The following is a 23,042-nucleotide window of genomic DNA, read 5'->3' on the forward strand; positions in this document are numbered from 1 at the left end:
AGGCTATAGCGCTAAGTTACTAAAATGATAGGTTTACGTAGCAATATAAAAAAGCCGATAGTAGTAGCACTCTCATTAAGGGCTTGTTTGTTGAAGAGCAAATAAAAGGAAAAAAAACCTTGAATAGTAATGATAATTACTATCAATTCGTGCAGCGTTTGATATTATCTGCACCGTCTTTTATAAAAAGAGATGAATTGGGCGAGTCACTTTCGCTTTATGGGTTAGTCGGTGAGCATGAAAATCATCGGCACAAATTTATTAATAGAACACAGAAAAAGAGAGTATAAGGCCAACTGATGCGTAAACTAACAGCTTCTATTCTATTGGCAATAGGCCTAATGGGAACAGCAAACGCTGATACTACCCCAGCAACAACACCAACTACTGCCCAAACAACTCCTGCCACAACGGCATCTGAAAATACCAATTCTGCAGAAGCTGTGGCTACAGGCAATACGCCTGCTTCAATAGCGCCAGCTGATCAAAATCAAGCAGCAACAGAGAACGGAACAGCAACATCTGTTGTGAGTGAAAGTATTGAGATTGCAACTGATAACCAAGGTGGTTTTGATCAAGATTTATCCGTTTGGGGCATGTATCAAAATGCGGATAGTGTCGTCAAAGTTGTCATGGTCGGGCTGGTAGTTGCATCAATTATTACATGGGCTCTATTCTTCTCTAAAGGTTTAGAACTTTTGGTTGCACGTCGCCGCTTAAAAGATGAAGCTAAAGCGTTAGCCGATGTTAGGTCCCTAGATGAAGCTGTAGGCCTTGCTAAAAACTTTAAAACCAACAGTGTAAGCCGTTTACTGCTCAATGAAGCGGTTGTAGAAAGGGAATTATCTGCACAAAGTACTGATTTATCCGGAACTAAAGAGCGTACAGGTTTCCGCCTAGAACGTGCAGTTGCCTCAATTAGCCGCTACATGGGACGTGGTAATGGTTATTTAGCGACGATTGGTGCTATTTCTCCATTTGTCGGGTTGTTTGGTACAGTTTGGGGGATTATGAATAGTTTCATTGGTATCGCTCATTCACAAACAACTAACTTAGCTGTTGTTGCTCCGGGTATTGCTGAGGCACTATTAGCTACAGGGATTGGTTTGGTTGCAGCAATTCCTGCTGTTGTTATTTACAACATTTTTGCCCGAATGATAAACAATTATCGTGGTCAAGTTGGCGACATTGCCGCTCAGGCAGCTCTATTATTAGGTCGCGATCTAGATCTGGCAAATAGCAAAGCAAGGTAACGATTATGGCAATGCGTTTAGGTGACGAACAAGATGATAGCGGTGAAATGCATGAGATCAACGTAACGCCTTTCATTGATGTTATGTTGGTTTTATTGATTATCTTTATGGTTGCTGCACCGTTGGCAACTGTAGATATCAAGGTTGATTTACCCGCTTCGACAGCGAAGCCACAGCCGCGCCCTGAGAAACCTGTTTTTCTCACAGTAAAAGCCGATAGCCAATTGTTTATTGGTGACCAAGCAGTCACAAAAGAACAGTTAGCGGCCACACTTGATATAGCAACGAACACTAATAAAGAAACAACCATTTTCTTCCAAGCAGATAAAAGTGTTGATTATGAAACGATGATGGATGTGATGAATTCATTGCGCCAATCGGGGTATCTTAAAATTGGTTTAGTTGGTATGGAAGCTGCTGCACCTAAATAATTAGGGTATGCTGCTTTAAAACGCGCCTTATAACCTAGCCTGTTAGGTAGAGTTATTAGGCGCGTTTTTTATGTTCACCATACTCAAAATTACTGTTGGCTGCGTTATATAGGTAAGATTTGAAACTTAATGTATTAAATTATCTGGCTTTATATTCACAATAGGCATTACTTTGCTTATCACTTAGCTACGATTTAATTATGTAGCATATGATAATTTAGGCATGGGTGATATCTAATGCCAATTCGTTATATGTTATGTGTTATAAGAATAAGTGTTTAAGTTATATAGGTAATCATTAGGTTTTTGAATCTATGCTTATATTTTTGTATTTGAATTATGCTGAATTAATTATCTAAATATTTTCCTATGGTTAATACTGATGAAGAGTAAGTGATAATAAAAAATAAACCATTTTATGATTATGGGATTATGATTACATTTAATATTTATACGTAAATGTACGTGATTTCATTATAATTCACATCATGTAATCGTTTTTACACAACTGTAATTATTTGTTTTTAAATAAATAAAAAAATTCTGTTACTTCAAGTAATAAACATCTAAACCATGCTTTTAGTGTGTGTATTAGTTAATTAAATAGATATTAAGATAAATTAGGTTAATATTTATTCTTTTGTTTTATCTTGATAAATAAAATCAACAATTAATTATTAATCTATTTCTATATAAGTAGAGTTTATTGAATTATGGTTTTGTAACATTTTCAAGTTATCGATAAATATGTAAATTAATTGTATGAATATATAATAATCGCTAGTGAAAACATTATTTTTCGCTTTAATCTATTGATTTTAATTGATTTTTATTTCCGCGTTGCGAGTTTTGGTTAAATAAAAAAAATGCTTGCGCAACATTTATGTTGAGTTATAATGCGATTAATAACATTTAGAAACACTTTTAAATACTTTTTACATGTTAGATTCTTTATTTTTTTATTTCTCATTGTTAGAGGTAAATAAAATAATATTGAGTTTTTGAGTTAAGAATAATAATACTAACCTAAAGTAATTTGAGTTGTATGTAGTTGATGGGGGACATTGTTCCTATAAAAAATTGGGTAGCATAAGTAATTATGCGATTCAAAATGTAGGGTTTGCCTGCATATTCAATCAACAGCAACTTTTAGTATGAAAAGGATATAAAGAATTATTATTTAACTTATGTGTGATTAGGTTTTAAATCAATAAATGTTATTACTGTGGTCAAATGGGCTGACTTCAGACTACGCATAGCAAGCGACGCCGTAATGCGGCAATTTCATATATACTCCTCTATAGATAAAATAAGACTACACATTGATGCGTTATCTCTGATAACGCTTTTTTTTGTCTAAAAATTACCAATAAAATAAACCATGGCTTCATACGTTCTATTTTGTCCATTTATACATAGCTGAATAGAGTAAATTGTGAAGTAACTACATGACATCACCTATTAAAATCCTCAAGCTTGTTCACCCGAATGACAACAGTTTATGCTTATATAAAACATGAACTGTATGGGGGAATTATCAAATTGACTATAAAATAATAAATTAAAACAATGTACTAGCATTTTTTTTGTTTTGTGACTTCACGAAATAAATTATCAGAGTATGATGTTGCCCCTATCTGCTGTGGGGAATTGAATACAACGGCGGAATTCTCTGCCAGGTGCTGGCGCGAATGAATTGGACGTTATAAATGACTTGGTCTGAGTTTAAATCTCACTATCTCATCCGTTTTTGGAAGCCTTTGCCAGCAGTGATTGCAGCAGGCGTCCTGTCAACGTATTACTTTGGTTTAACAGGCACATTTTGGGCTGTGACAGGTGAATTCACCCGTTGGGGTGGACATGTTTTGCAATTATTCGGTGCTGAACCAGAAAAATGGGGATACTTTAAAGTAATCGGTTTGGAAGGCAGTCCACTTGAAAGAATTGATGGTGTCATGATCATCGGTATGTTTGCTGGATGTTTTGCGGCAGCATTGTGGGCAAATAATGTAAAACTACGCATGCCTCAACATCGAATTCGTATTTTTCAAGCTATCATTGGCGGAATTATTGCTGGATTTGGTGCACGCTTGGCAATGGGTTGTAACTTAGCGGCATTTTTTACGGGGATCCCACAATTTTCTCTTCATGCGTGGTACTTTGCCATCGCAACGGCAGCTGGGTCATATTTCGGTGCTAAATTTACGTTGATGCCAATGTTTCGAATTCCAATTAAGTTACAGAAAGTTTCAGCGGCTTCACCTTTAACGCAAAGATTGGATACTGCCAAACAACGTTTTAAATTAGGTATGATTATTTTCTGTCTTGCCATTGCATGGGGCGTTTATACCCTATGGGATTCGCCAGTATTAGGTATCGCAATATTGTGCGGAATCGGCTTTGGTTTATTGATCGAACGCGCACAGATCTGTTTTACTTCTGCATTTCGTGACTTATGGATCACTGGAAGAACTCATATGGCTAAAGCCATTATCATCGGTATGGCAGTGAGTGCTATTGGGATCTTTAGTTACGTTCAATTAGGTGCGACACCAAAAATTTTATGGGCTGGGCCAAATGCTGTGATTGGTGGTTTATTGTTTGGATTTGGTATTGTGCTGGCTGGTGGTTGTGAAACTGGCTGGATGTACCGTGCAGTTGAAGGGCAAGTTCATTATTGGTGGGTTGGTTTTGGTAATATTATCGGTGCAACCATTCTCGCTTATTATTGGGATGACTTAGCGCCTTGGCTGGCAACTGATTTTGATAAGGTGAATTTGTTAGAAACGTTTGGTCCTAAAGGGGGCTTAGCGGTTACCTATCTGTTATTAGCGTTAGCATTTATTTTGATGCTAGTGTGGGAAAAATACTTTTTCCGTAAGCGCGCGCAAAAACAGGCTAGCACATCTGTGGAGGCTGTATGAGTCACAAAGAAATAATTCCTGATTATCGTTTGGATATGGTGGGCGAACCTTGCCCCTATCCAGCAGTAGCGACATTGGAAGCAATGCCATCATTAAAAAAAGGCGAGATATTGGAAGTGGTGAGTGATTGCCCGCAATCAATAAATAATATTCCTCTGGATGCTAAGAATTATGGCTATACCGTGTTAGATATTCAACAAGATGGTCCTACCATCCGTTATTTAATTCAAAAATAATAATGATAATAGGCGGGTCATATTTGAGTAAAACCCGCCTATTATTCATTTATTCGTCTTCCCAATTGGTTAAATCTAGAACCAATTCGCACTCATCGTCTACATAGGCACCAGTTGGAATAAACCCGAGTTTTTGGTAAAACTCAAAAGGGCTTTCTTCACCTTCACCGCAACTATTATAAAGACGTGGATAACCTTTCTTTTTTAGGTAACGAATCACTTGAATTAAGGCTTCACGACCGAATCCGAGCTTTTGATATGGTTCGGCGATCATAAAGCGCCATAGCATAATCCCTGCATATTCAAGTTCATCATCATCTAATCCAGAATGAAGCATGATAAAACCGACAGGAACATCATCAGCATAAATACCTCGATACCACGCACAATCAGAAAATTGAGCCTCGACAATAGAATAGGCATTATCTGCGACCATGCTGCGTTGTGCTTCACTAAGTGTATGGCTTAGCAAACAAATTTCAGAGAAGTTGTCTGCGGTAATTTTTTGCAGTGTAACAAGTGAATGTTCATCAACTTCAGGTTCGATGAGCTCTTTCATGATAGTTCCTATGATTGAATTTTAACCTTTTCCCTATAGTTGCAGTGTCCCATTTGTTTATTTTTATTTAACAAATGAAAATTGCTACTATTTTGTAATCAAGATGTAATTCAATTCACCAGAGATTAGATAGGCAGTCAATGACTTCATGATGGCAATGCAAGCGGAGTCTAAAAAGTAATAGCAACGCATTGTAATATACGTTGCCATCTTAAGAGGTAGGGTATTGATTAGTGTTCTGCTTCTCCACCAAGAACATCAATAAGGCGCGCAATAAGTGCACTGAGTTCACCTGTCATTAAAGCGTAATCGGCATCAAAACGCTGAGCATAGTCCTCTTTACCAATATCATCATTCTGTTCTTTTAATGTATCACTGAATTTTAATCTTTTTAATGAACCATCATCAGAAAGCATAAATTGGATGCGTTCTTCCCAATCAATAGCAAGTTTTGTGACCAATTTACCTGCTTCGATATGGGTCGCAATTTCATCTGAGATAAGCGCTTGCTTTTTACAGCGAATGATACCGCCTTCTTCTAGAATTGCTTTCAATTCAGCTTCATCCATAACAGCAAAGCCTTGTGGTAATGCATCTGAGCGGATCCATTCTGTTAAGGTCAGCTCAATAGGTTCTTTAAATGTCAAAGGAACGACAGGCAATGATCCGAGGCTTTTACGTAGTAATGCGAGATTATCTTCCGCGCGTTTGGCACTGGCTGCATCAACAATAATGAGTTGATTTACAGTATCAATCCAAATATAGGTTTTACTAAATTTACTGAATGCACGGGGTAATAATGAGTGAACAACTTCATCTTTGAGTGAGTCTTTCTCGGTTTTTTTTAATTTTCGACCTTGATCAGCTTCAAGTTTTTCTATTTTATCCTGTAATTCTTGTTTGATCACAGGAGAAGGCAACATTTTTTCTTCTTTTTTAGCACAGATAAGAATTTGATTACCTGCTGCATGGGTGAGTGCGTCAGCTCCTTTCATCGGAGAGACCCAGCCAGTTTTCATCATGTCTTGGCTACCACAAGGATGATAGGCGAGAGGTGCAAGTTGTTTCTCTAAATCATTGGCACTTAGAGCCAGATCTCGATTCAGACGATAGACCAATATATTCTTGAACCACATGAAAAACCTACCTTTGTTGATTAATTACCTGTTTTAGCCGGTGGTTATGATAACGAATTGTCGATTATTAAGCGAAAAAAAATACCTTCATAAATGATTTCTTATGTTCTTACAGCGCAATTTCAGGGTTAGGCGCTTGAAATAGATAGTGTATACAGGCAATGATACAGAAAATAAATAATTAAAGAGTATGGTTATGAGAATTGGAATTGACCTCGGTGGTACTAAAATTGAAGTTATTGCATTAAATAAAAGTGGGGACTCACTTTTTCGTAAGCGTATTGCAACTCCTCGTGGTGATTATGTTGCGACATTGAATGCGATTGTAAGCCTAGTTAATGATGCAGAAGCTGCAACAGGCAGAAAAGGCACTGTTGGTATTGGTATTCCGGGAACATTGTCACCCGTCACAGGCAAAGTGAAAAATGCCAACTCAACATGGCTCAATGGCCAATTTTTTGATGCGGATTTAGCTAAAATTCTTGAAAGGCCAGTAAAGGTTGCTAATGATGCCAATTGCCTTGCGGTATCTGAAGCGGTTGATGGTGCAGGGAAAGGTGCTAAGGTAGTTTTTGCTGTGATTATTGGTACTGGGTGTGGTGCAGGAATTGCGATTAATGGACAAGTGCACTCAGGTGGAAATGGTGTTGCTGGGGAGTGGGGGCATAATCCATTGCCTTGGCAAGATGCTCAAGATGCGCAATTTCTTCATGGTGAGCACTGCTATTGTGGGCTGACAGGTTGTACTGAGCTATTTGTTTCAGGTACCGGTTTTATGTCCGACTATAGAAAGCTTTCGGGTGAAACAAAAACTGGAGCTCAAATTATTGAACTTGTGCAGTTGGGTAACGAACATGCCATTACTGCAATGAATCATTACCAATCTCGTCTTGCTAGAGCATTAGGCCAAGCTATTAATATGTTGGATCCTGATGTGATCGTTTTAGGTGGCGGAATGAGTAATGTCGACAGCTTATATCAATCATTGCCTTCATTGGTTAGAAACTGGGTCTTTGGGCGAGAGTGTGATACGCCGATTCGCAAAGCCCTTCATGGTGATTCCAGTGGTGTTCGTGGTGCGGCATGGCTTTGGTCGAAATAATAATCATGATCCCTCTTATTTTGTGACTAACATACAACTATATGAATATAAACAGTGACTTCAATAAATAAGAGGAGCACTGTTTGTTATTATTTATTAAAATATGAAGTAAATAAAGTGAGTGCAGAGTTTACTCTGCATAAATCAACTAAGAGGATTTGCGGTGAATAACATTTTTAAATTATCAGCACTGGCTCTGTTAGTGGCAGTTAATGCAAATGCAGCGACTGTCGACCTACGTGTGATGGAAACCTCCGACATACACAGTAATTTGAACGATTTTGATTATTATAAAGATAAATCAACTGACCAGTTTGGGTTAGTACGAACAGCAAATTTAATTAAAGCGGCAAAAGGCGAAGCGACCAATGCGGTATTAGTCGATAATGGGGATTTAATTCAAGGTAGCCCATTAGCAGACTATATGGCAGCTAAAGGTTTAGAAGAAGGGGAATCTCACCCTGCTCACACGCTAATGAATACAATGGGTTATACAGTCGGTAACTTTGGGAACCATGAATTTAACTTTGGGCTGGATTATCTGAAAAAAGCGATCGCAGGTGCAAAATTCCCTTATGTGAATGCGAATATTATTGATGCTAAAACAGGCGAAAATTATTTCACGCCATATATTATTGTCGATACACCAGTCAAAGATCGCGATGGTAAAACACATAATTTAAAAATTGGTTATATTGGTTTTGTTCCTCCTCAAATTATGATTTGGGATAAACCAAACCTGAATGGCAAAGTGACGGTTAATGACATTACTGAAACAGCGAAAAAATTTGTCCCTCAAATGAAGAAAGAGGGAGCTGACGTTATTGTTGCTATTCCGCATTCCGGTTTTTCTCAAGAACCATATAAAGCAATGGCTGAAAACTCAGTCTACTATCTGAGTGAAGTCCCAGGTATTGATGCCATTATGTTTGGTCATTCACATGGCGTGTTCCCAAGTAAAGATTTTGAGAATATTAAAGGTGTTGATGTTGCAAAAGGCACTGTAAATGGTGTTCCTGCTGTCATGCCAGGTCAATGGGGAGACCACCTCGGTGTTGTTGATCTTGTATTAAACAACGACGATGGAGCTTGGAAAGTTGCTGATGCAAATGCTCATGCTCGCCCAGTTTATGATAAAGCGAATAAAAAACCATTGGTTGAGCGTGATGAGCAATTAGCCAAAATGATCGAGAAACCACACAATGAAACACGTGAATTTGTGGGTAAATTGATCGGTAAAGCTTCAGATAACATGTATAGCTATTTAGCATTAGTACAAAGTGATCCAACTGTACAAATCGTAAATGATGCACAAACTGATTACACGAAACACTTTATTCAAGGTGACCCTGATCTTGCTGATCTTCCAGTATTATCTGCTGCTGCACCTTTCAAAGTCGGTGGACGTAAAAATGCTCCTGCGGAGTTTGTTGAAGTCGAGAAAGGGGATTTAACTTTCCGAAATGCGGCTGACTTATATTTATTCCCTAATACATTAGTTGTGGTAAAAGCGACGGGTGCAGATGTTGTTGAATGGCTTGAATGCTCAGCGGGTATGTTCAATCGTATTGATCCGCAATCAACATCAACTCAAAGTTTAATTAATTGGGATGGTTTTAGAACCTATAACTTTGACACAATCAGTGGCATTAACTATCAAATTGACCTGACAGAGCCAGCAAAATATGACGTCGATTGTCAAGTAACCAACAAACAAGCGAATAGAATTAAAAATGTTACTTACCAAGGTAAGCCTATCGACCCTAAAGCGACGTTCTTGGTAGCAACCAATAACTACCGTGCTTATGGTGGTAAATTTGCAGGAACGGGTGATAACAATATTGCCTTTGCTTCACCAGATGAAAACCGTTCCATACTAGCTTCTTATATTGCCAAAATCTCTAAAGAAAAAGGTGAAGTTGCAAGTAATGCAGATAATAATTGGTCATTCGCACCGATTAAGACGGATAAAAAGCTTGATATTCGCTTTGAAACGTCACCAAGTGATAAGGCTGCTGCATTTATCAAAGAGCATTCACAATATCCACTAAAACAAGTTGGAACAGATGATATTGGTTTTGCTATTTACCAAATTGATCTAACAGGAAAATAAGTAGTAATAAAATTAGTATTACTATTCAGTTAAATTGATTTAAAGCCTGTTATTATTTGATTTATTCAATAATAATGGGCTTTTTTGTATATTAATAGATATTCTAAATTTAGAGTGTTCTTTAATAAAAGTTAATTTTAAACATTATAGTTAAATGGATACATGCTATTTCAATAACTACTCTATTAAATACTAAAGGTAAATAATATTTAACATTGGTTTTTTATTAAATAGGACATACTCTACTTTGACATGATCACAGCTTAGTTTTTTTGCATCAGTAACTGAACTGGTTTTAATTATATTTTTTCCATTGCGATAGCAGTCAATATTGATTTGTTGGCGGTTAGCCACGTTGATCTCACATTGTGGTTCAACGATAGCACCAATAAAGGTAATAGTGCCGCTTTCTACGGCCTTAGTCGTAGTGTGGGCGAAAGAGAAATTAGAAATGAGCACAACAGTCATGGTAGCGAGCAAAGATAAATGTTTTTTCATTATCTACCTCCTAATTGCACTAGCCTTGATTAGATAGTGCATTGTGTATTCTCATTTTTAGTTTAGTTTAAATATGAGTAAATTCCATGATATATGCTAATTAAGTATTATTTTCCTTTACTTTATCTCGCTTTGGTTTCAAAGTTAAAAAATTGTGCTGTCGTTGTACGTTTTAGTTATATACGATGAAAGCTATGTTTTAGCTATGAAAATGACGATATTGAGTTTGTGTTATTGAAGATAAAATAATTTAATACGCTGGGTGGTAATTGATTTGATAGGAAAATATTTTTTCAATGTTAGATTGAGGACTTATAGATCAGTAAAAGTTCAAGTTGCATAAATGTCGCTATTACATCATTTATTCGTCAATATGCAACCTGAATTTTTTTAAAGTAAAATAAGATAATTTAAAGTCAAACATTTGTTTTTTATTGAATTCAAAATGAATGAATCCCTGGTGTCGGTGTGTTTTTTCAAGATAAGGTAATATCAGGTTTATATCTGTCGTAATTAAGATAACATTTTATATATAGTAAGTATTTTAGCTATCCGAATCGTAGAGTTTATCCATTCCAATGCTTAGCAAATGTTTTCAATTCCCTAACGATAAATTTAATGATTCTGGTATGGGACTTATGCCTCCCCTATTTTTTATAAAAATAGAGGAGTGATATTTTAAAACTTATTTAAAGATTTTGAAGCGAGCTTCGTCATCCATAAAGCCTTTATCACCGGCAGGTGCATTGATAGAACCAAATACCATCTGAGCGCGTAATAACCAGCTATCTGGAGTGCCCCATTCTTTTTGGACTTTATTATCAATCAATGGATTATAGTGTTGCAGTGATGCCCCAATATTCTCTTGTGCTAAAGCTGCCCATACTGCGAATTGAGCAATACCACTCGCTTGTTCTGACCAAATAGGGAAGTTATCAGCGTAGGCTGCGAATTGCTCTTGCAACCCTTTAACTACGGCCATATCTTCGAAGAATAAAATAGAACCCGCACCCGCAGCAAAACTATTAATTTTTTGCTCAGTGGCCGCGAATGCTTCCGCTGGAACAATTGCACGCAGCGTTTCTTTCGTTATATTCCACAGTTTTTGATGTTCTTCGCCAAATAAAACGACGACACGAGATGTTTGTGAATTAAAAGAAGAAGGGGAATGTTTAACCGCTTCTTTGATTAAATTTGTAACATGCTCTTCTGAAACAGGCAATGTATTGCCGAGGTTATAAATAGTGCGACGTTTTTTAATCAGTTCGATAAATGCATTTGACATGTAAATCTCCTAGATATTTGCTAGCGCACGGCATTTTTAACAGTTCCAGACGCCGTTGTTCGTTTATTGAGTATTACTATAACTCTATAGATAATAAATCATAGAAAAAATTTTTAACGATAAGGTTCAAATTTTTAGGTTTAGTTTTTATTGCTATATTTTTCTTTTAATTCAATCTCTTATGTGTTTGGTTTTATTTATTTATCATAAATGTAGATGTTTTGCTATAAGTTGGAAGAGAATAATTGAACTGGATTTAATGGCGAGAAACAGATTTATCGCCAAAATAATTTGAGGTAGCTGTAGCTGATAAAGGCGATCTCTAGGGAATATTGAAGATTATTTTTGTAGTAATATTTGAATAAAAGCAAAGCGAATATGACTTATTATCCATACGATAAAGCCAGCTATAGATCCCCGATTGGGAATTAATCGTAAATATGATATTAAGTGCTACCAACATACGAGATAAAACGGTTATTAATTGAAAACAATAATTTTTATCCGTTAAATGAGCTTATTCAATTATTGGCAATAAGCCCATTTGAATACTTTGAGATTAGAAAAGAGTTACCGATATTTCCGATAATAGTGAATTGATATCGAATTAAAGCAACGTTCTCTCATTTATATATTCTTCATACTTTAAGTTATAGGATTGCTGACTACGTATAGCGGGGCGAGTCATAGAGTTTGTCTATGCTCTCCCGCCGATCTTCTCTTGTCGACTATATGCAAGTCGAATTATTTAAAGTATTGCTTATATCAGTCATTCATCATCCGTTGCTATCGCTGCAATCATAGCAACTGCACAGGCGAGTAAAGTGCCTAATACCCAAGCGAAATACCACATAATGATTCCTTAAGCTCAATAGAGCGAGTGTGAATTTTCTTTAATAGATTTTTCATCTAGCCGCGTAAACATTTTGTAGTAGCACCAGCTGGTATAAGCCAGAATAGTCGGTACCATCACGATGGCTACAATAGTCATAATCTGTAAAGTCAATAGACTCGAAGTACTGTCCCACAATGTCAGACTGACATTAGGTTGTACCGATGAGGGCATGATAAATGGAAACATAGCCGCTGCCGGTGTGCTAATAATGCCTAAGATGGATAACCCAGAGGTTAAAAATGCTAGGCGGTAACGATTTAAACGAGCAAATAGCGCTGACACTAATGGTAGAACCAGTCCCATCAGCGGTAATAACCATAATATAGGGTAGTGGTGGTAATTAGTTAACCATGCGCCTGATACTCGGGCGACTGTTTTACTGAGTGGATCGGAAGGTGAGGCATGGTCAATAACCGAAGTCAACGTATAACCATCAACACTGGTGATCACAATTGCGCCTGCTATCAAAAATAGTAGAGTGGTTAGTATTCCGGTTACTTGTACACATTTTCGCGCTCGTGAGTATACGGTATCGGAAGTTCGCAATAGCAAAAAGGCGCTACCGTGCATCATCACCATGCATAAGGCGATAAATCCACCAAGCAAACCTAATGGGTTGAACAAGGCAAAGAAACTGTCAGTATAAGTCACTCTCATCCATTCATCGATTGTGAATGGTACACCCAGTAGTAGGTTCGCAATGATTAATCCAAAAATAAATGGAGGGACTATACTGCCAATAAAAATACCCCAGTCCCACATCCCACGCCAGCGAGGATCCTCAATTTTTGAACGGTAATCAAAGCCAATTGGGCGAAAAAAGAGTGAGGCTAGTACTAAAATCATGACGACATAGAATCCAGAAAATGCGGCAGCATACACGACAGGCCAAGCTGCGAACATTCCACCACCAGCCACAATTAGCCAGACTTGATTACCGTCCCAATGTGGGGCAATGCTATTAATCATTATCCGTCGTTCTACGTCGGTTTTACCAATGACTCGGATAAGCCCACCTACACCCATATCAAATCCGTCGGTAACAGCAAAGCAGATACAAACGACTCCTAATAGGACCCACCAGATAATTCTCAAGGTTTCATAATTCAGCATAAAACGTCTCTCTGATTACAATGATTTTTCAAAATGGTAACGACCAGTATGGAGACTGCTTGGCCCTTGGCGGGCAAATTTGATCATCAGATACATTTCAGCAATAAAGAACAGGCTGTATAACCCACAGATAAGAATAATGGAGTAGATTAAATCACCGGAACTTAGACTCGAAGTCGCTATTGCTGTAGGAAGTACTTCACCGACAGCCCAAGGTTGACGTCCATATTCAGCGACAAACCAACCCGATTCACAAGCTATCCAAGGTAATGGGATACAATAGAATAGTATTCGGTTTAGCCAGCGTGATTTACCAACTTTCTTGCGTATTACGCTATAAAATGCCATAGATACTGCGGCCAGTAATATCATGCCGCTTGCTACCATGATACGAAAAGCAAAGTACAGTGGTGTAACTTCAGGGATAGTTGCATCAGCCGCTTTATTTATGTCTGCTGTAGTAACATCTTGTGGATGTGCAACATACTGTTTTAGGAGTAAACCGTAACCTAAATCTTTTTTCACATCATCAAACTGGCTAGCAAGTAAAGGGGAATTATCTCCTAATCGGATCTGTTCTAATAACGTCCATGCCTTAATACCATTCATGATTTTCAATCTATGCTCAGCTTTCAGATCATTAAGACCTGTAACCTGCTTATTTAATGAACGAGTTGTCATCAACCCCATAACATAAGGAATTTCGAGAGCGTAGTGATTGACCCCATTTTTCTGATCAGGGATAGCGAATAGATTAAACGAAGCTGGTGCAGGCTGGGTTTCCCACTCTGCTTCAATTGCGGCAAGTTTGACTTTTTGGACATCGCCCATCACATAGCCAGATTCGTCACCAAGAACAATAACGGATAGGCAAGACATCATCCCGAAAGCTGCGGCGATGATATAAGAACGTTTAGCAAATAAGACATCACGATTTTTCAGTAAATACCAAGCACTGATCCCAATGACAAACATTGCAGCGGTCACATATCCAGCCGAAGCGGTATGGACAAATTTCACTTGAGCGACAGGATTAAACAAAACATCAGTGAAGCTGGTCATTTCCATTCGCATAGTTTTGGCACTGAATTCAGCGCCAACTGGATTTTGCATCCAAGCATTTGCTACCAATATCCACATCGCAGACAGATTCGATCCGAGAGCGACAAGCCAAGTCACCGTCATATGTTGAACTTTACTCAGCCTATCCCAGCCAAAGAAAAATAATCCAACAAACGTTGATTCAAGGAAAAAAGCTAATAGCGCTTCAATCGCAAGGGGGGCACCAAAAATATCACCAACATAATGAGAGTAATAAGACCAGTTAGTACCGAATTGGAATTCAAAAGTGAGCCCGGTCGTCACGCCAAGAGCAAAGTTAATACCAAATAATTTTCCCCAAAACTTGGTGAGATCTTTATAAATTTCCTTACCTGTCACGACATATAAGGTGTTCATGATTGCTAGCATCACGGACAACCCTAATGTTAATGGAACAAATAGAAAATGAAAAAGTGCAGAACCTGCAAATTGGAAACGAGAAAGTAATATTACATCTATCATAATTAGCTTTTTCATCCGATGAAAGTATGAGTAATTTCAGTGAACTCTGGAACTCAGAGCCACTTAAATTATAATTCTTGATTAATATGGAGAGGAAATTATTTATTAAGCCAAGATTTTAAACCTTTGCTCAGCCAATAATCCGTACTAATAAATTTACCACCACCGTAACATAATAAAACTAATAGCATGATAAAATAGGTTGCAGAGAATTCAATGCCATTATTTAAAATAATAGGGTCGCCAAGTTGAGTAATATAATTATAACGACCAGGGAAATTCTCAATTAACCATTGTAAGAATCCACTCATACGCTGGCTTGACTCCATGCTATTACTAGCAATAGCCAACCAACCATGTGACCAGTGAACCATCAAGCTAGCAGCACTCATAACGACCATCATAGGAATAGCAATAATTCTCGTGAATAGACCTAATGCAATGCAGATAAGCCCTAATACTTCGGTTGAGGTTGCTAAAAATGCTAATAACCAAGGAAATGGCAGACCTAAACCACCTTCCGCTGTAGATTGTGAAAACCAAGCAACAGTACCACTAAATCCAAGTACTTTAGAATGTGCTCCTTCATAAATTACGGGTAATAAATATAAACGAACAAGTAATAAAGCAACGAAATCTGCTTTCATAACTTTAGATACAATTAAATCGTACCAATCTATTAATTTTTTTATCATAGTATTAACTCTTAAAGATTATAGAAAAGATTTCATCATTATTATTGGCTTCTAGCCAGGACTGAAAAGATATTTCTTGTGTAAATAACATTAATGAGACAGCAGAAATTACTTCATGTGTCATTTTTGATAATAAATACACTTCTATTTCAGAAAGTTTCTTTTGCCAAATGGCATTGTCATATTTTCTGTAGAGTGCGAAATAATGTGTAAAAGAACTCTCTTTATCGTTAGTCTCTTCTGTTAATGGTAATGAAAAAGGTAAAACAACTATTTTAAGTGTTGGATTTAATACTATTTCAATATCTGGTATTTCTCTATTCCCTAGTGATATTTTTTGCGGTATTGGAACTTTACTATCATCAATTTCAACTGCATACATCAACCATTCATATTCAATGAGTGCCAGTTCATGAACTGATAATTGACATTGTTGTCGCATAAATAGCAATAACTCAGTTGCTATTTGATGAAATTCTGGTTGATTTGCTTGATGTCGATAAAGAAACATATCAACGATTTCATTTATATCTTCTTCTTTTAGACGTTGACTAAATAACGGAAAAACACTCTTTAATACACCCGTAATATTTTCTCTTACAATTTTCCGATACAACGAAATACCTCGAGGAAGTTTTTCGTCTGAAGCATTAGGGGAGCGCAGTAAAATAGAGAATTCCTCCTCTGCTGCGGCCAATAATGCGGGTACAGAATGAGCTATGATCACGCTAATTCCTTACTGTGAGATATGTTTTTTGATATCGGTTAATTCACCGCATAATTCGTTTAATGGAGGAACATTGTTATCACGTTCTAGCAATAAAGGTCTGGCACCATGAAGCGTAACGGTCTGTTTTACCAAATCTAATACTTCTTGCAACACTGGCATACCATGAGTATCGAGCCTAAACTCTTCGTATTCCAAATGACCTGCAATGTGAAAGTAAACTATGGAGGAACTTGGAATAGTGCGAATATATTCCAATGCATCAAATCCATGATTGAAGGCATTAACATAAACATTGTTAATATCTAAAAGCATACCGCAATCACTTCGATGTAGAAGTTCACCCCAAAATTCAGCTTCAGGCATTTCACCTTCGTAGCTGTGATAAGAAGAAACATTTTCGAGTACTAGCTGTCGTCCTAATAAATCTTGAACTCGCTCAATGCGCTCAACTAAATAAGGAAGTACATTGGCGAATCTAGGAATAGGCAGTAAGTCATAGAGGTATCCTTGTTTATCACGCGAAAAACATAAATGATCACTATAAGTATCAATATGATACTCATCCAAAAAACATCGAATATCGTTGATGTAGCTTTCATTCAATGGACAAGTATCACCAATTGATAGACTTAAACTATGAGCAATTAATGGATATTTATTAGCAATATCTTTCAAATGTTCCTTTTTTAATCCACCAATATTCATCCAGTTATCAGGAGCTAATTCTAAAAAATCGATATCCTTATGTTTTGGCTGCTGTAATAGCGTTGTTATATGCTCGCTACGAAGCCCTATTCCAGCACTATCTTGAGCTATTTGCCGCATACGCCACCAACACACTTATCTACTTTTACTTCTTTAGGCGTATCTTGTTTAATTCCTTCACCGGTCAAACCACATTTGCCATCTCTGGCTCGAACCATTTGATCTTGAGGATCATGTTTAAGAGTTGCCTGCCCGTAAATTTTTTCGGTACCACATTTACCACTGGCGCATTTACCGCTACTTGTTGGAGCTTTATTTTCAATTCTATTAGCTTGTGATGGCTCGGCTGCGACAGCGGTTGCTGCTGCTCCCATGGTTAAAACGGATCCAACAATAATGGAAAGTACGATATCTTTTTTCATGACTTATTCCTTATCTTTAGCTAATGAGATTGGAAAGCAAGAAAGATCGCGGCTAGAGTAAACATTCCCATGATAATATTGCTTAACAATTTTAACTGACTGATCTTTCAGACGTAATCCTTTCCCCATAAAGTGGTTGAGTACTAAGACTTTTGGATTGATTTCTGCTGCTACCTTGCCGACAACATCTGGAGCCGCATGCATAAATTTTGATTGTTCATCAGCATTTTCATCAATAGCTAAAGGCATAACGAGTATGTCAGCGTCTTTTGCAAAAGAGATAAAGTCTTTGTTGCTACCATTCTGATCTGCTGAAACGACGATGGTGCCTTTATCCGTTTCGATTCGATAAGCTAAGCAAGGAACATCACCATGTGGGATCCCAATAGCAGTGATTTTCATTTCATCATCTTGGTATACTAATGATGGCTCATGTGAGGTATAACTAATATCTTTGATATTACTGGATATTTTTAAACCGTCAGTCGCATTGTATAGCCCATTAAGATAAGAGTAAGCCCCACCATCTTTTTTAAATAGATCGGAAAAATATTCCGTCATAGACGGAAATGCACCGCCTTTTTCAGGACCAGCGAGAGTAATTTCTTCCTTATTACTCAAGAAATAGCCACCTTTAAGTATTGCTGCTACATCTGAGACGTGGTCGGTATGAAAGTGTGTGAGTGCAAGAAGTTTTAGATCTTCTAAACGTGCTCCTGCCTGACCAAAGCGTAAAAATACCCCTCCGCCAGCATCAATTAAAATCGCAGATTTACCATTAATCCAAATAACTTCTCCGGATGAGGCTCGTTGGTCATCTGTAATAGGACCACCTGACCCCAGTGTTTGTACTGTAAAATCCTTATTTTCACACTGTAATGCATCTGCTAATACGTTTGCAGAGAAAAGCAGAGAAAGGGACAATAACATGGCGTTGTTAAAACGAGTTCTCATAAAGCTTCCTTCAATTTTGTAGCGATAAGCTAAATCATCCTTCTGATGACCATAAGGTTATTCTAATATTATGAACTTGTTAAATTGATTATTTATATGATATGTACCAGTCAAATCGATAGATTATTTTGAATAGGTTTTGATGGAATATGTAATTAAATAAAATTGATATATTTATCAATGAATTATATTTATTTTATTATTTTGATAATCAAGAAATGAGTTGGTTGCTATTTTTAGCATATTATTTAGCGACATATTTAATCAAAAAAAGGATTAAAATAAGTTGATTATACGAATCCGGAAATATGTTTATCTAGCATGGAATTAAATTGAAGTGTGATGAATAAGTCGTCGCTATAATCACAATAGAGGTAAGATAATTGAATTAGAACAGGTATAACGATATAGAAACCGTTATACCTAAGGGAGATAAATTAATTAAGAGTCGATAATGGTTGAACAATCTGAATTTTGGTACCACCAAAATTATCGCGAATATAATCTTTAACAAAGTCAGTATGATAAAGTTCACCCAGCTTATTTAAGCCTGGATTATCTTTATTTTCTGATTTAACGACAAGAACATTAATCATATCGTTAATGCTGCCATCATTTTGTTCTCTAAATAAAGAGTCATTTAATGCATTTAATCCACCTTCTTGTGCCGCGGTATTACCAATCACAGCAATATCAACATCTGGCAAAGCTCTTGGGCCATGTGCATATTTAATTTGTCTAAATACTAAATCTTTTGGATTATCAACAATATCATTGACTGAACCAGTTGCTTGATTAAAGTCTGGTTTAAGCGTGATAAGTTTTGCTTTTTGTAATAACAATAATGCTCTTGCATGGTTTGCCGCATCATTAGGTATCGCCACTAATGCGCGATCAGGTATTTGATCTAAGGTTTTATATTTGGCAGAGTAAACAGCCATTGGTTCGAAATAGGTTGTCGTAATTGCTGTTAATTGATTTTTATTATTATGATTGAAGTCTTTTAAGAAACCCCATGATTGGAATGCGTTAACATCAACATCACCATCAATTGTCGCAATATTTAATGTCACACCATCATCAATAATTTTAACATCAAGATCTAATCCAGCATCTTTAGCTGCTTGTGATTGAGCAATAAATTGCCAGATATCAGCATCACTTCCATGGCTACCGATAATTATTTTTTGTCTGCCTTGTGCGTCCGAGTCGGCTGTTTCTTTAGGCTTATCATCTTGTGAACAAGCACTAATCGCAGAAACAGAAAGAGCTAACAACAATGCCACTACTTTTTTCATTTTGATATCTCACGAGTTATTTACTCTCATATCTAATCAGATTCAGTGACTGCTTTTGAAATAACATTTTATAAACAAAAAATTTTTTTAGTTATATAAAAAATTAAACTTAACACAAATGGTTATATGGATATATTTTAAAGTTATTTTTAGTCTCTTCTTAATATGGTGTTTACTTATAATTAAAATAATTCAAGTTTTATGTAGAACGCCAATGCGGTTATATTGATAAAAACAATTAAGTCATTGTTATTACTTTGATTTTTTGTAATTAAAGTAATTGGCAGCTTTGCATCTTGAAATGTGATCGTGATTTATATTCATGGGCTCCGCGTACCCAGATTTATAGATCTCAGTATGATAATTAAATATCAAAGGGTTTAACTATGTCATCATATCAATTACCAATTATTGACCTTCGCGAGCTAGATAACCCAGAAACGCGAGACGATTTTTATAAAAAACTGCGTTTTATTGCACGTGAAATAGGTTTCTTTTATCTGGTTGGGCACAATATTACACCAGAAGAACGTGAGACTTTATTGGCAACAACTAAGCGTTTTTTTGCTCTGCCTAAAGTAGAAAAAGAAAAAATTGCGATGAGTCATTCACGTCATTTTCGAGGCTATACTGCTTCAACGCAGGAAAGTACGAGAAATCAACCAGACTATCGTGAACAGATTGATATTGGTGAAGAGCTACCCGCTTTAGAATTGACCAAACAAGATCCTATTTGGTTTAACCTACATGGTCCAAACCAATGGCCTGAAGCATTGCCTGAACTGAAAACACAAGCTTTAGAGTGGCAATCTAAAACCAGAGATATTTCAGTTAAATTAATTAAAGCTTTTCTAGTTGCGTTGGAACTACCTGAAAATAGTTTTGATACCATAATTGCAGAACCTGCTCAGCATTTATTAAAGCTAATTCATTATCCAGCACGAGAAGATAATAATGAAGGTGAGCAGGGAGTTGGTGCTCACAAAGATGCGGGTATTTTAACATTATTATGGCAGGATAATATTGGCGGCTTACAAGTTGAAACAGATAACGGCTGGATTGATGTCGAGCCAATGGAAAACGCCTTTGTTGTAAATATTGGGGAAGTATTTGAATTGGCAACAAATGGTTATTTACGCGCTAATGTGCACCAAGTAGTGAGAAAGCAAAATAGCGTTTCACGTTATTCGATTGCTTATTTTATTACTCCAAGTGTTTTTGCGGACGAAGTACCATTATTACCATTGCCAGCTTACCTTGCCCAGCAAGCGTTAGGGCCAGATAGCGATCCATTAAACCCACTGTTTACAAATTTAGGTAAAAACGTTATTAAAGGGCGACTGCGTTCACATTTAGATGTGACCCGTCAGTTTTATCCTGAAGAATACGAGCAAATTATTAAAAATAGCAATATTTTATAATGTACTCAGTATAAAGTTATTGATTCATTATTACCGGAGTACGACTATGTCAGACCTTTATTATAAGAAAGAGTTAAATGGGCACACTTTGTCGCCTGAAACTTTGATGATGAGCTATGGATATGATCCTCAGCTATCGGAAGGTGCGATTAAACCACCTGTTTTCTTAACATCCACTTTTGTGTTTAAAACAGCGCAGGAAGGAAAAGCCTTTTTTAATATGGTTAGTGGGCGCACACCAACGCCTGAAGAGCAAAAACAAGGGCTTGTCTATTCACGTTTTAATCATCCAAATAGTGAAATTGTTGAAGACAGGCTCGCCTTATATGAAGGAGCCGAAAGTGCAGCGCTTTTCTCATCGGGTATGTCGGCGATCACGACTTGCTTGATGGCATTTATCAAACCTGGGGATGTCTTACTACATTCCCAAGCGTTATATGGCGGGACTGAGACACTATTTTTGAATACACTCGCGCGTTTTGGTATCACTTCTATTTCTTTTCCAGATGGATGTGATGGCGACTCTATTCGCGAAGTTATTAAAGGTATTGATCCTGCAAAAAATATTGCTGCTATTTATATCGAAACGCCGTCTAATCCGTTGAACACGTTAGTAGACATTAGCTTATTAAGCGAAATTAGCAAAGAGATTGCTCAGACTCGGCAAAGTGAAAAACCACTTTTAATTTGTGATAACACCATGCTAGGCCCTGTGTTTCAAAAGCCAATAGCCCTAGGTGCTGATTTAAGTGTGTACTCACTAACAAAATATGTTGGTGGACATTCTGATCTAGTCGCAGGTGGAGTTATTGGTAGCCGTGAATTGATTAAAAAGGTTCGCGGACAGCGGAATGCTATCGGTACTCAACTTGATCCACATTCAAGTTGGATGTTGGGACGTTCATTGGAAACCTTACAGTTACGTATGGAAAGAGCCAATGAAAATGCCCAAAAATTAGCGACCTTTTTGGCTCAACATCCAAAAGTTAAGAAGGTGCATCATCCCGACTTTTTACCAAAAGACAGTGCTGAGTATCAAGTCTATAAAGCGCAATGCACAGGAGCAGGTTCGACATTCTCGATCAATGTCGGAGAGAACGAAGAGGATGCATTTAACTTCCTTAACAACCTTGCGCTATTCAAATTGGCTGTGAGTTTAGGAGGAACTGAATCTTTAGCTTCTCATCCAGCTTCTACGACACATTCAGGTGTTGCAGAGCCTATCCGTAAAGCAATAGGTATCGATAGTAATTTGGTGCGTTTATCTGTTGGTATTGAAAATGTGAATGACCTGCAACAGGCATTATCACAGGCATTAGATGCTATTTAAAAATTAGAAATATAAGCAGAGGTAGCAATGCTTCTGCTTATATAATTCACTTGAATGCATCTAAGGCGATGGTATGTACCAAATAGATTTAGCTGTAATTGCAATTTTGTGAATTAATATGTAGCGTGACATGTCACGTTTTGTGGCAATAAATCATTTTTTTATAATGAAAGTTAAATAAAAAACATTATTTTTCAATTGATTAAAATCATATCACTGTATTTCTCCAACGTCTTTCATCTCGTAATAATTATGTCATCATTTGAATTGCAATTATGTAATCAATAATTCATTTCGCTAGCTAATTGAATTGTGGGTAGCAGGTTCTATTTGTAATTCATCGTTCTGAGATTGAAAGATTTGATTACTGAACCTGCTT

Annotated in this window: 21 protein-coding genes; 8 read left to right on the forward strand and 13 right to left on the reverse strand. The window is 37.0% G+C overall.

Translation table 11 applies throughout. From position 1 onward, the window contains the following. Positions 1-299 precede the first annotated feature (299 nt). The 4 genes from exbB to yedF all read left to right on the forward strand — a co-directional run bounded on the left by exbB (position 300) and on the right by yedF (position 4,844). On the forward strand, positions 300-1,253 hold the full coding sequence (exbB, locus tag OOA_RS16545; protein WP_008913317.1) for a tonB-system energizer ExbB: 954 nt from the start codon (positions 300-302) through the stop codon (positions 1,251-1,253). Positions 1,254-1,258: 5 nt separating this feature from the next. Then, positions 1,259-1,684, forward strand: coding sequence for a TonB system transport protein ExbD (exbD, locus tag OOA_RS16550; protein ID WP_008913318.1), 426 nt, complete (start codon positions 1,259-1,261; stop codon positions 1,682-1,684). Positions 1,685-3,393: 1,709 nt separating this feature from the next. Next, positions 3,394-4,608 carry a selenium metabolism membrane protein YedE/FdhT gene (gene yedE / locus OOA_RS16555; protein ID WP_008913319.1) on the forward strand — a complete coding sequence of 405 codons (1,215 nt, stop codon included), beginning with the start codon at positions 3,394-3,396 and terminating at the stop codon, positions 4,606-4,608. Further along, a complete protein-coding gene (gene yedF, locus OOA_RS16560) occupies positions 4,605-4,844 on the forward strand; it encodes a sulfurtransferase-like selenium metabolism protein YedF (RefSeq protein WP_004926886.1) in 240 nt (79 codons plus the stop codon). Before yedE ends, yedF begins: the two co-directional genes overlap by 4 nt. A gap of 49 nt (positions 4,845-4,893) precedes the next feature. Here yedF and OOA_RS16565 read toward each other — a convergent pair whose 3' ends face one another. Both OOA_RS16565 and rdgC read right to left on the reverse strand, forming a co-directional pair. Beyond that, entirely contained in the window at positions 4,894-5,403 is a 510-nt protein-coding gene (locus OOA_RS16565) for a GNAT family N-acetyltransferase (RefSeq protein ID WP_008913320.1), read from the reverse strand. A 230-nt stretch (positions 5,404-5,633) separates the two neighbouring features. Beyond that, positions 5,634-6,539, reverse strand: a complete 906-nt coding sequence (rdgC, locus tag OOA_RS16570) for a recombination-associated protein RdgC (protein ID WP_008913321.1) — start codon at positions 6,537-6,539, stop codon at positions 5,634-5,636. 196 nt (positions 6,540-6,735) lie between these two features. Here rdgC and mak point away from each other — a divergent pair, with 196 nt between their 5' ends. Both mak and OOA_RS16580 read left to right on the forward strand, forming a co-directional pair. Next, positions 6,736-7,641, forward strand: a complete 906-nt coding sequence (mak, locus tag OOA_RS16575; protein ID WP_008913322.1) for a fructokinase — start codon at positions 6,736-6,738, stop codon at positions 7,639-7,641. A 163-nt stretch (positions 7,642-7,804) separates the two neighbouring features. Further along, positions 7,805-9,754, forward strand: a complete 1,950-nt coding sequence (locus OOA_RS16580) for a bifunctional 2',3'-cyclic-nucleotide 2'-phosphodiesterase/3'-nucleotidase (RefSeq protein WP_008913323.1) — start codon at positions 7,805-7,807, stop codon at positions 9,752-9,754. A gap of 192 nt (positions 9,755-9,946) precedes the next feature. Here OOA_RS16580 and OOA_RS16585 read toward each other — a convergent pair whose 3' ends face one another. The 11 genes from OOA_RS16585 to OOA_RS16630 all read right to left on the reverse strand — a co-directional run bounded on the left by OOA_RS16585 (position 9,947) and on the right by OOA_RS16630 (position 19,912). After that, positions 9,947-10,252 carry a hypothetical protein gene (locus tag OOA_RS16585; RefSeq protein WP_008913324.1) on the reverse strand — a complete coding sequence of 102 codons (306 nt, stop codon included), beginning with the start codon at positions 10,250-10,252 and terminating at the stop codon, positions 9,947-9,949. Between the two features lie 685 nt (positions 10,253-10,937). After that, positions 10,938-11,537: a nitroreductase family protein gene (locus OOA_RS16590; protein ID WP_008913325.1), complete on the reverse strand. Its 600-nt coding sequence runs from the start codon at positions 11,535-11,537 to the stop codon at positions 10,938-10,940. A 769-nt stretch (positions 11,538-12,306) separates the two neighbouring features. Continuing rightward, a complete protein-coding gene (cydX, locus tag OOA_RS20170) occupies positions 12,307-12,390 on the reverse strand; it encodes a cytochrome bd-I oxidase subunit CydX (RefSeq protein ID WP_071524248.1) in 84 nt (27 codons plus the stop codon). Positions 12,391-12,405: 15 nt separating this feature from the next. Next, positions 12,406-13,545: a cytochrome d ubiquinol oxidase subunit II gene (cydB, locus tag OOA_RS16595; protein ID WP_008913326.1), complete on the reverse strand. Its 1,140-nt coding sequence runs from the start codon at positions 13,543-13,545 to the stop codon at positions 12,406-12,408. A 15-nt stretch (positions 13,546-13,560) separates the two neighbouring features. Then, positions 13,561-15,108, reverse strand: coding sequence for a cytochrome ubiquinol oxidase subunit I (locus OOA_RS16600; RefSeq protein ID WP_008913327.1), 1,548 nt, complete (start codon positions 15,106-15,108; stop codon positions 13,561-13,563). Positions 15,109-15,206: 98 nt separating this feature from the next. Further along, positions 15,207-15,803, reverse strand: a complete 597-nt coding sequence (locus OOA_RS16605) for an HvfX family Cu-binding RiPP maturation protein (RefSeq protein WP_008913328.1) — start codon at positions 15,801-15,803, stop codon at positions 15,207-15,209. Positions 15,804-15,807: 4 nt separating this feature from the next. Further along, positions 15,808-16,530 (reverse strand): DUF2063 domain-containing protein, encoded by a 723-nt coding sequence (locus OOA_RS16610; protein WP_008913329.1) that lies wholly within the window; start codon positions 16,528-16,530, stop codon positions 15,808-15,810. A 9-nt stretch (positions 16,531-16,539) separates the two neighbouring features. Beyond that, positions 16,540-17,358 (reverse strand): MbnB/TglH/ChrH family RiPP precursor modification enzyme, encoded by an 819-nt coding sequence (locus OOA_RS16615; RefSeq protein ID WP_008913330.1) that lies wholly within the window; start codon positions 17,356-17,358, stop codon positions 16,540-16,542. Next, positions 17,346-17,660 carry a hypothetical protein gene (locus OOA_RS16620; RefSeq protein ID WP_008913331.1) on the reverse strand — a complete coding sequence of 105 codons (315 nt, stop codon included), beginning with the start codon at positions 17,658-17,660 and terminating at the stop codon, positions 17,346-17,348. The genes OOA_RS16615 and OOA_RS16620 overlap by 13 nt, the downstream gene beginning before the upstream one ends. 3 nt (positions 17,661-17,663) lie before the next feature. Continuing rightward, on the reverse strand, positions 17,664-18,614 hold the full coding sequence (locus tag OOA_RS16625; RefSeq protein WP_008913332.1) for an MBL fold metallo-hydrolase: 951 nt from the start codon (positions 18,612-18,614) through the stop codon (positions 17,664-17,666). 437 nt (positions 18,615-19,051) lie between these two features. After that, positions 19,052-19,912 (reverse strand): MetQ/NlpA family ABC transporter substrate-binding protein, encoded by an 861-nt coding sequence (locus OOA_RS16630; protein WP_008913333.1) that lies wholly within the window; start codon positions 19,910-19,912, stop codon positions 19,052-19,054. Between the two features lie 386 nt (positions 19,913-20,298). On the opposite strand from OOA_RS16630, the gene OOA_RS16635 reads away from it, so the two are divergent. Together OOA_RS16635 and OOA_RS16640 are read left to right on the forward strand one after the other, a co-directional pair. Next, positions 20,299-21,333, forward strand: a complete 1,035-nt coding sequence (locus OOA_RS16635) for an isopenicillin N synthase family dioxygenase (protein ID WP_008913334.1) — start codon at positions 20,299-20,301, stop codon at positions 21,331-21,333. A gap of 46 nt (positions 21,334-21,379) precedes the next feature. Beyond that, complete coding sequence (locus tag OOA_RS16640) at positions 21,380-22,663, forward strand: cystathionine gamma-synthase family protein (RefSeq protein ID WP_008913335.1); 1,284 nt, start codon at positions 21,380-21,382, stop codon at positions 22,661-22,663. The last annotated feature ends 379 nt before the right edge of the window (positions 22,664-23,042 follow it).

Origin of the sequence: Providencia burhodogranariea DSM 19968 (genome assembly GCF_000314855.2) — a bacterium.
GTDB classification, from domain to species: domain Bacteria; phylum Pseudomonadota; class Gammaproteobacteria; order Enterobacterales; family Enterobacteriaceae; genus Providencia; species Providencia burhodogranariea.

What these genes read in the sequence shown, in the direction of transcription:
- exbB (WP_008913317.1), top strand. Translation starts at nt 300, where the DNA reads ATGCGTAAACTAACAGCTTCTATTCTATTGGCAATAGGCCTAATGGGA.
- exbD (WP_008913318.1), top strand. Translation starts at nt 1,259, where the DNA reads ATGGCAATGCGTTTAGGTGACGAACAAGATGATAGCGGTGAAATGCAT.
- yedE (WP_008913319.1), top strand. Translation starts at nt 3,394, where the DNA reads ATGACTTGGTCTGAGTTTAAATCTCACTATCTCATCCGTTTTTGGAAG.
- yedF (WP_004926886.1), top strand. Translation starts at nt 4,605, where the DNA reads ATGAGTCACAAAGAAATAATTCCTGATTATCGTTTGGATATGGTGGGC.
- OOA_RS16565 (WP_008913320.1), bottom strand. Translation starts at nt 5,403, where the DNA reads ATGAAAGAGCTCATCGAACCTGAAGTTGATGAACATTCACTTGTTACA.
- rdgC (WP_008913321.1), bottom strand. Translation starts at nt 6,539, where the DNA reads ATGTGGTTCAAGAATATATTGGTCTATCGTCTGAATCGAGATCTGGCT.
- mak (WP_008913322.1), top strand. Translation starts at nt 6,736, where the DNA reads ATGAGAATTGGAATTGACCTCGGTGGTACTAAAATTGAAGTTATTGCA.
- OOA_RS16585 (WP_008913324.1), bottom strand. Translation starts at nt 10,252, where the DNA reads ATGAAAAAACATTTATCTTTGCTCGCTACCATGACTGTTGTGCTCATT.
- OOA_RS16590 (WP_008913325.1), bottom strand. Translation starts at nt 11,537, where the DNA reads ATGTCAAATGCATTTATCGAACTGATTAAAAAACGTCGCACTATTTAT.
- cydX (WP_071524248.1), bottom strand. Translation starts at nt 12,390, where the DNA reads ATGTGGTATTTCGCTTGGGTATTAGGCACTTTACTCGCCTGTGCAGTT.
- cydB (WP_008913326.1), bottom strand. Translation starts at nt 13,545, where the DNA reads ATGCTGAATTATGAAACCTTGAGAATTATCTGGTGGGTCCTATTAGGA.
- OOA_RS16600 (WP_008913327.1), bottom strand. Translation starts at nt 15,108, where the DNA reads ATGATAGATGTAATATTACTTTCTCGTTTCCAATTTGCAGGTTCTGCA.
- OOA_RS16605 (WP_008913328.1), bottom strand. Translation starts at nt 15,803, where the DNA reads ATGATAAAAAAATTAATAGATTGGTACGATTTAATTGTATCTAAAGTT.
- OOA_RS16615 (WP_008913330.1), bottom strand. Translation starts at nt 17,358, where the DNA reads ATGCGGCAAATAGCTCAAGATAGTGCTGGAATAGGGCTTCGTAGCGAG.
- OOA_RS16620 (WP_008913331.1), bottom strand. Translation starts at nt 17,660, where the DNA reads ATGAAAAAAGATATCGTACTTTCCATTATTGTTGGATCCGTTTTAACC.
- OOA_RS16625 (WP_008913332.1), bottom strand. Translation starts at nt 18,614, where the DNA reads ATGAGAACTCGTTTTAACAACGCCATGTTATTGTCCCTTTCTCTGCTT.
- OOA_RS16630 (WP_008913333.1), bottom strand. Translation starts at nt 19,912, where the DNA reads ATGAAAAAAGTAGTGGCATTGTTGTTAGCTCTTTCTGTTTCTGCGATT.
- OOA_RS16635 (WP_008913334.1), top strand. Translation starts at nt 20,299, where the DNA reads ATGTCATCATATCAATTACCAATTATTGACCTTCGCGAGCTAGATAAC.
- OOA_RS16640 (WP_008913335.1), top strand. Translation starts at nt 21,380, where the DNA reads ATGTCAGACCTTTATTATAAGAAAGAGTTAAATGGGCACACTTTGTCG.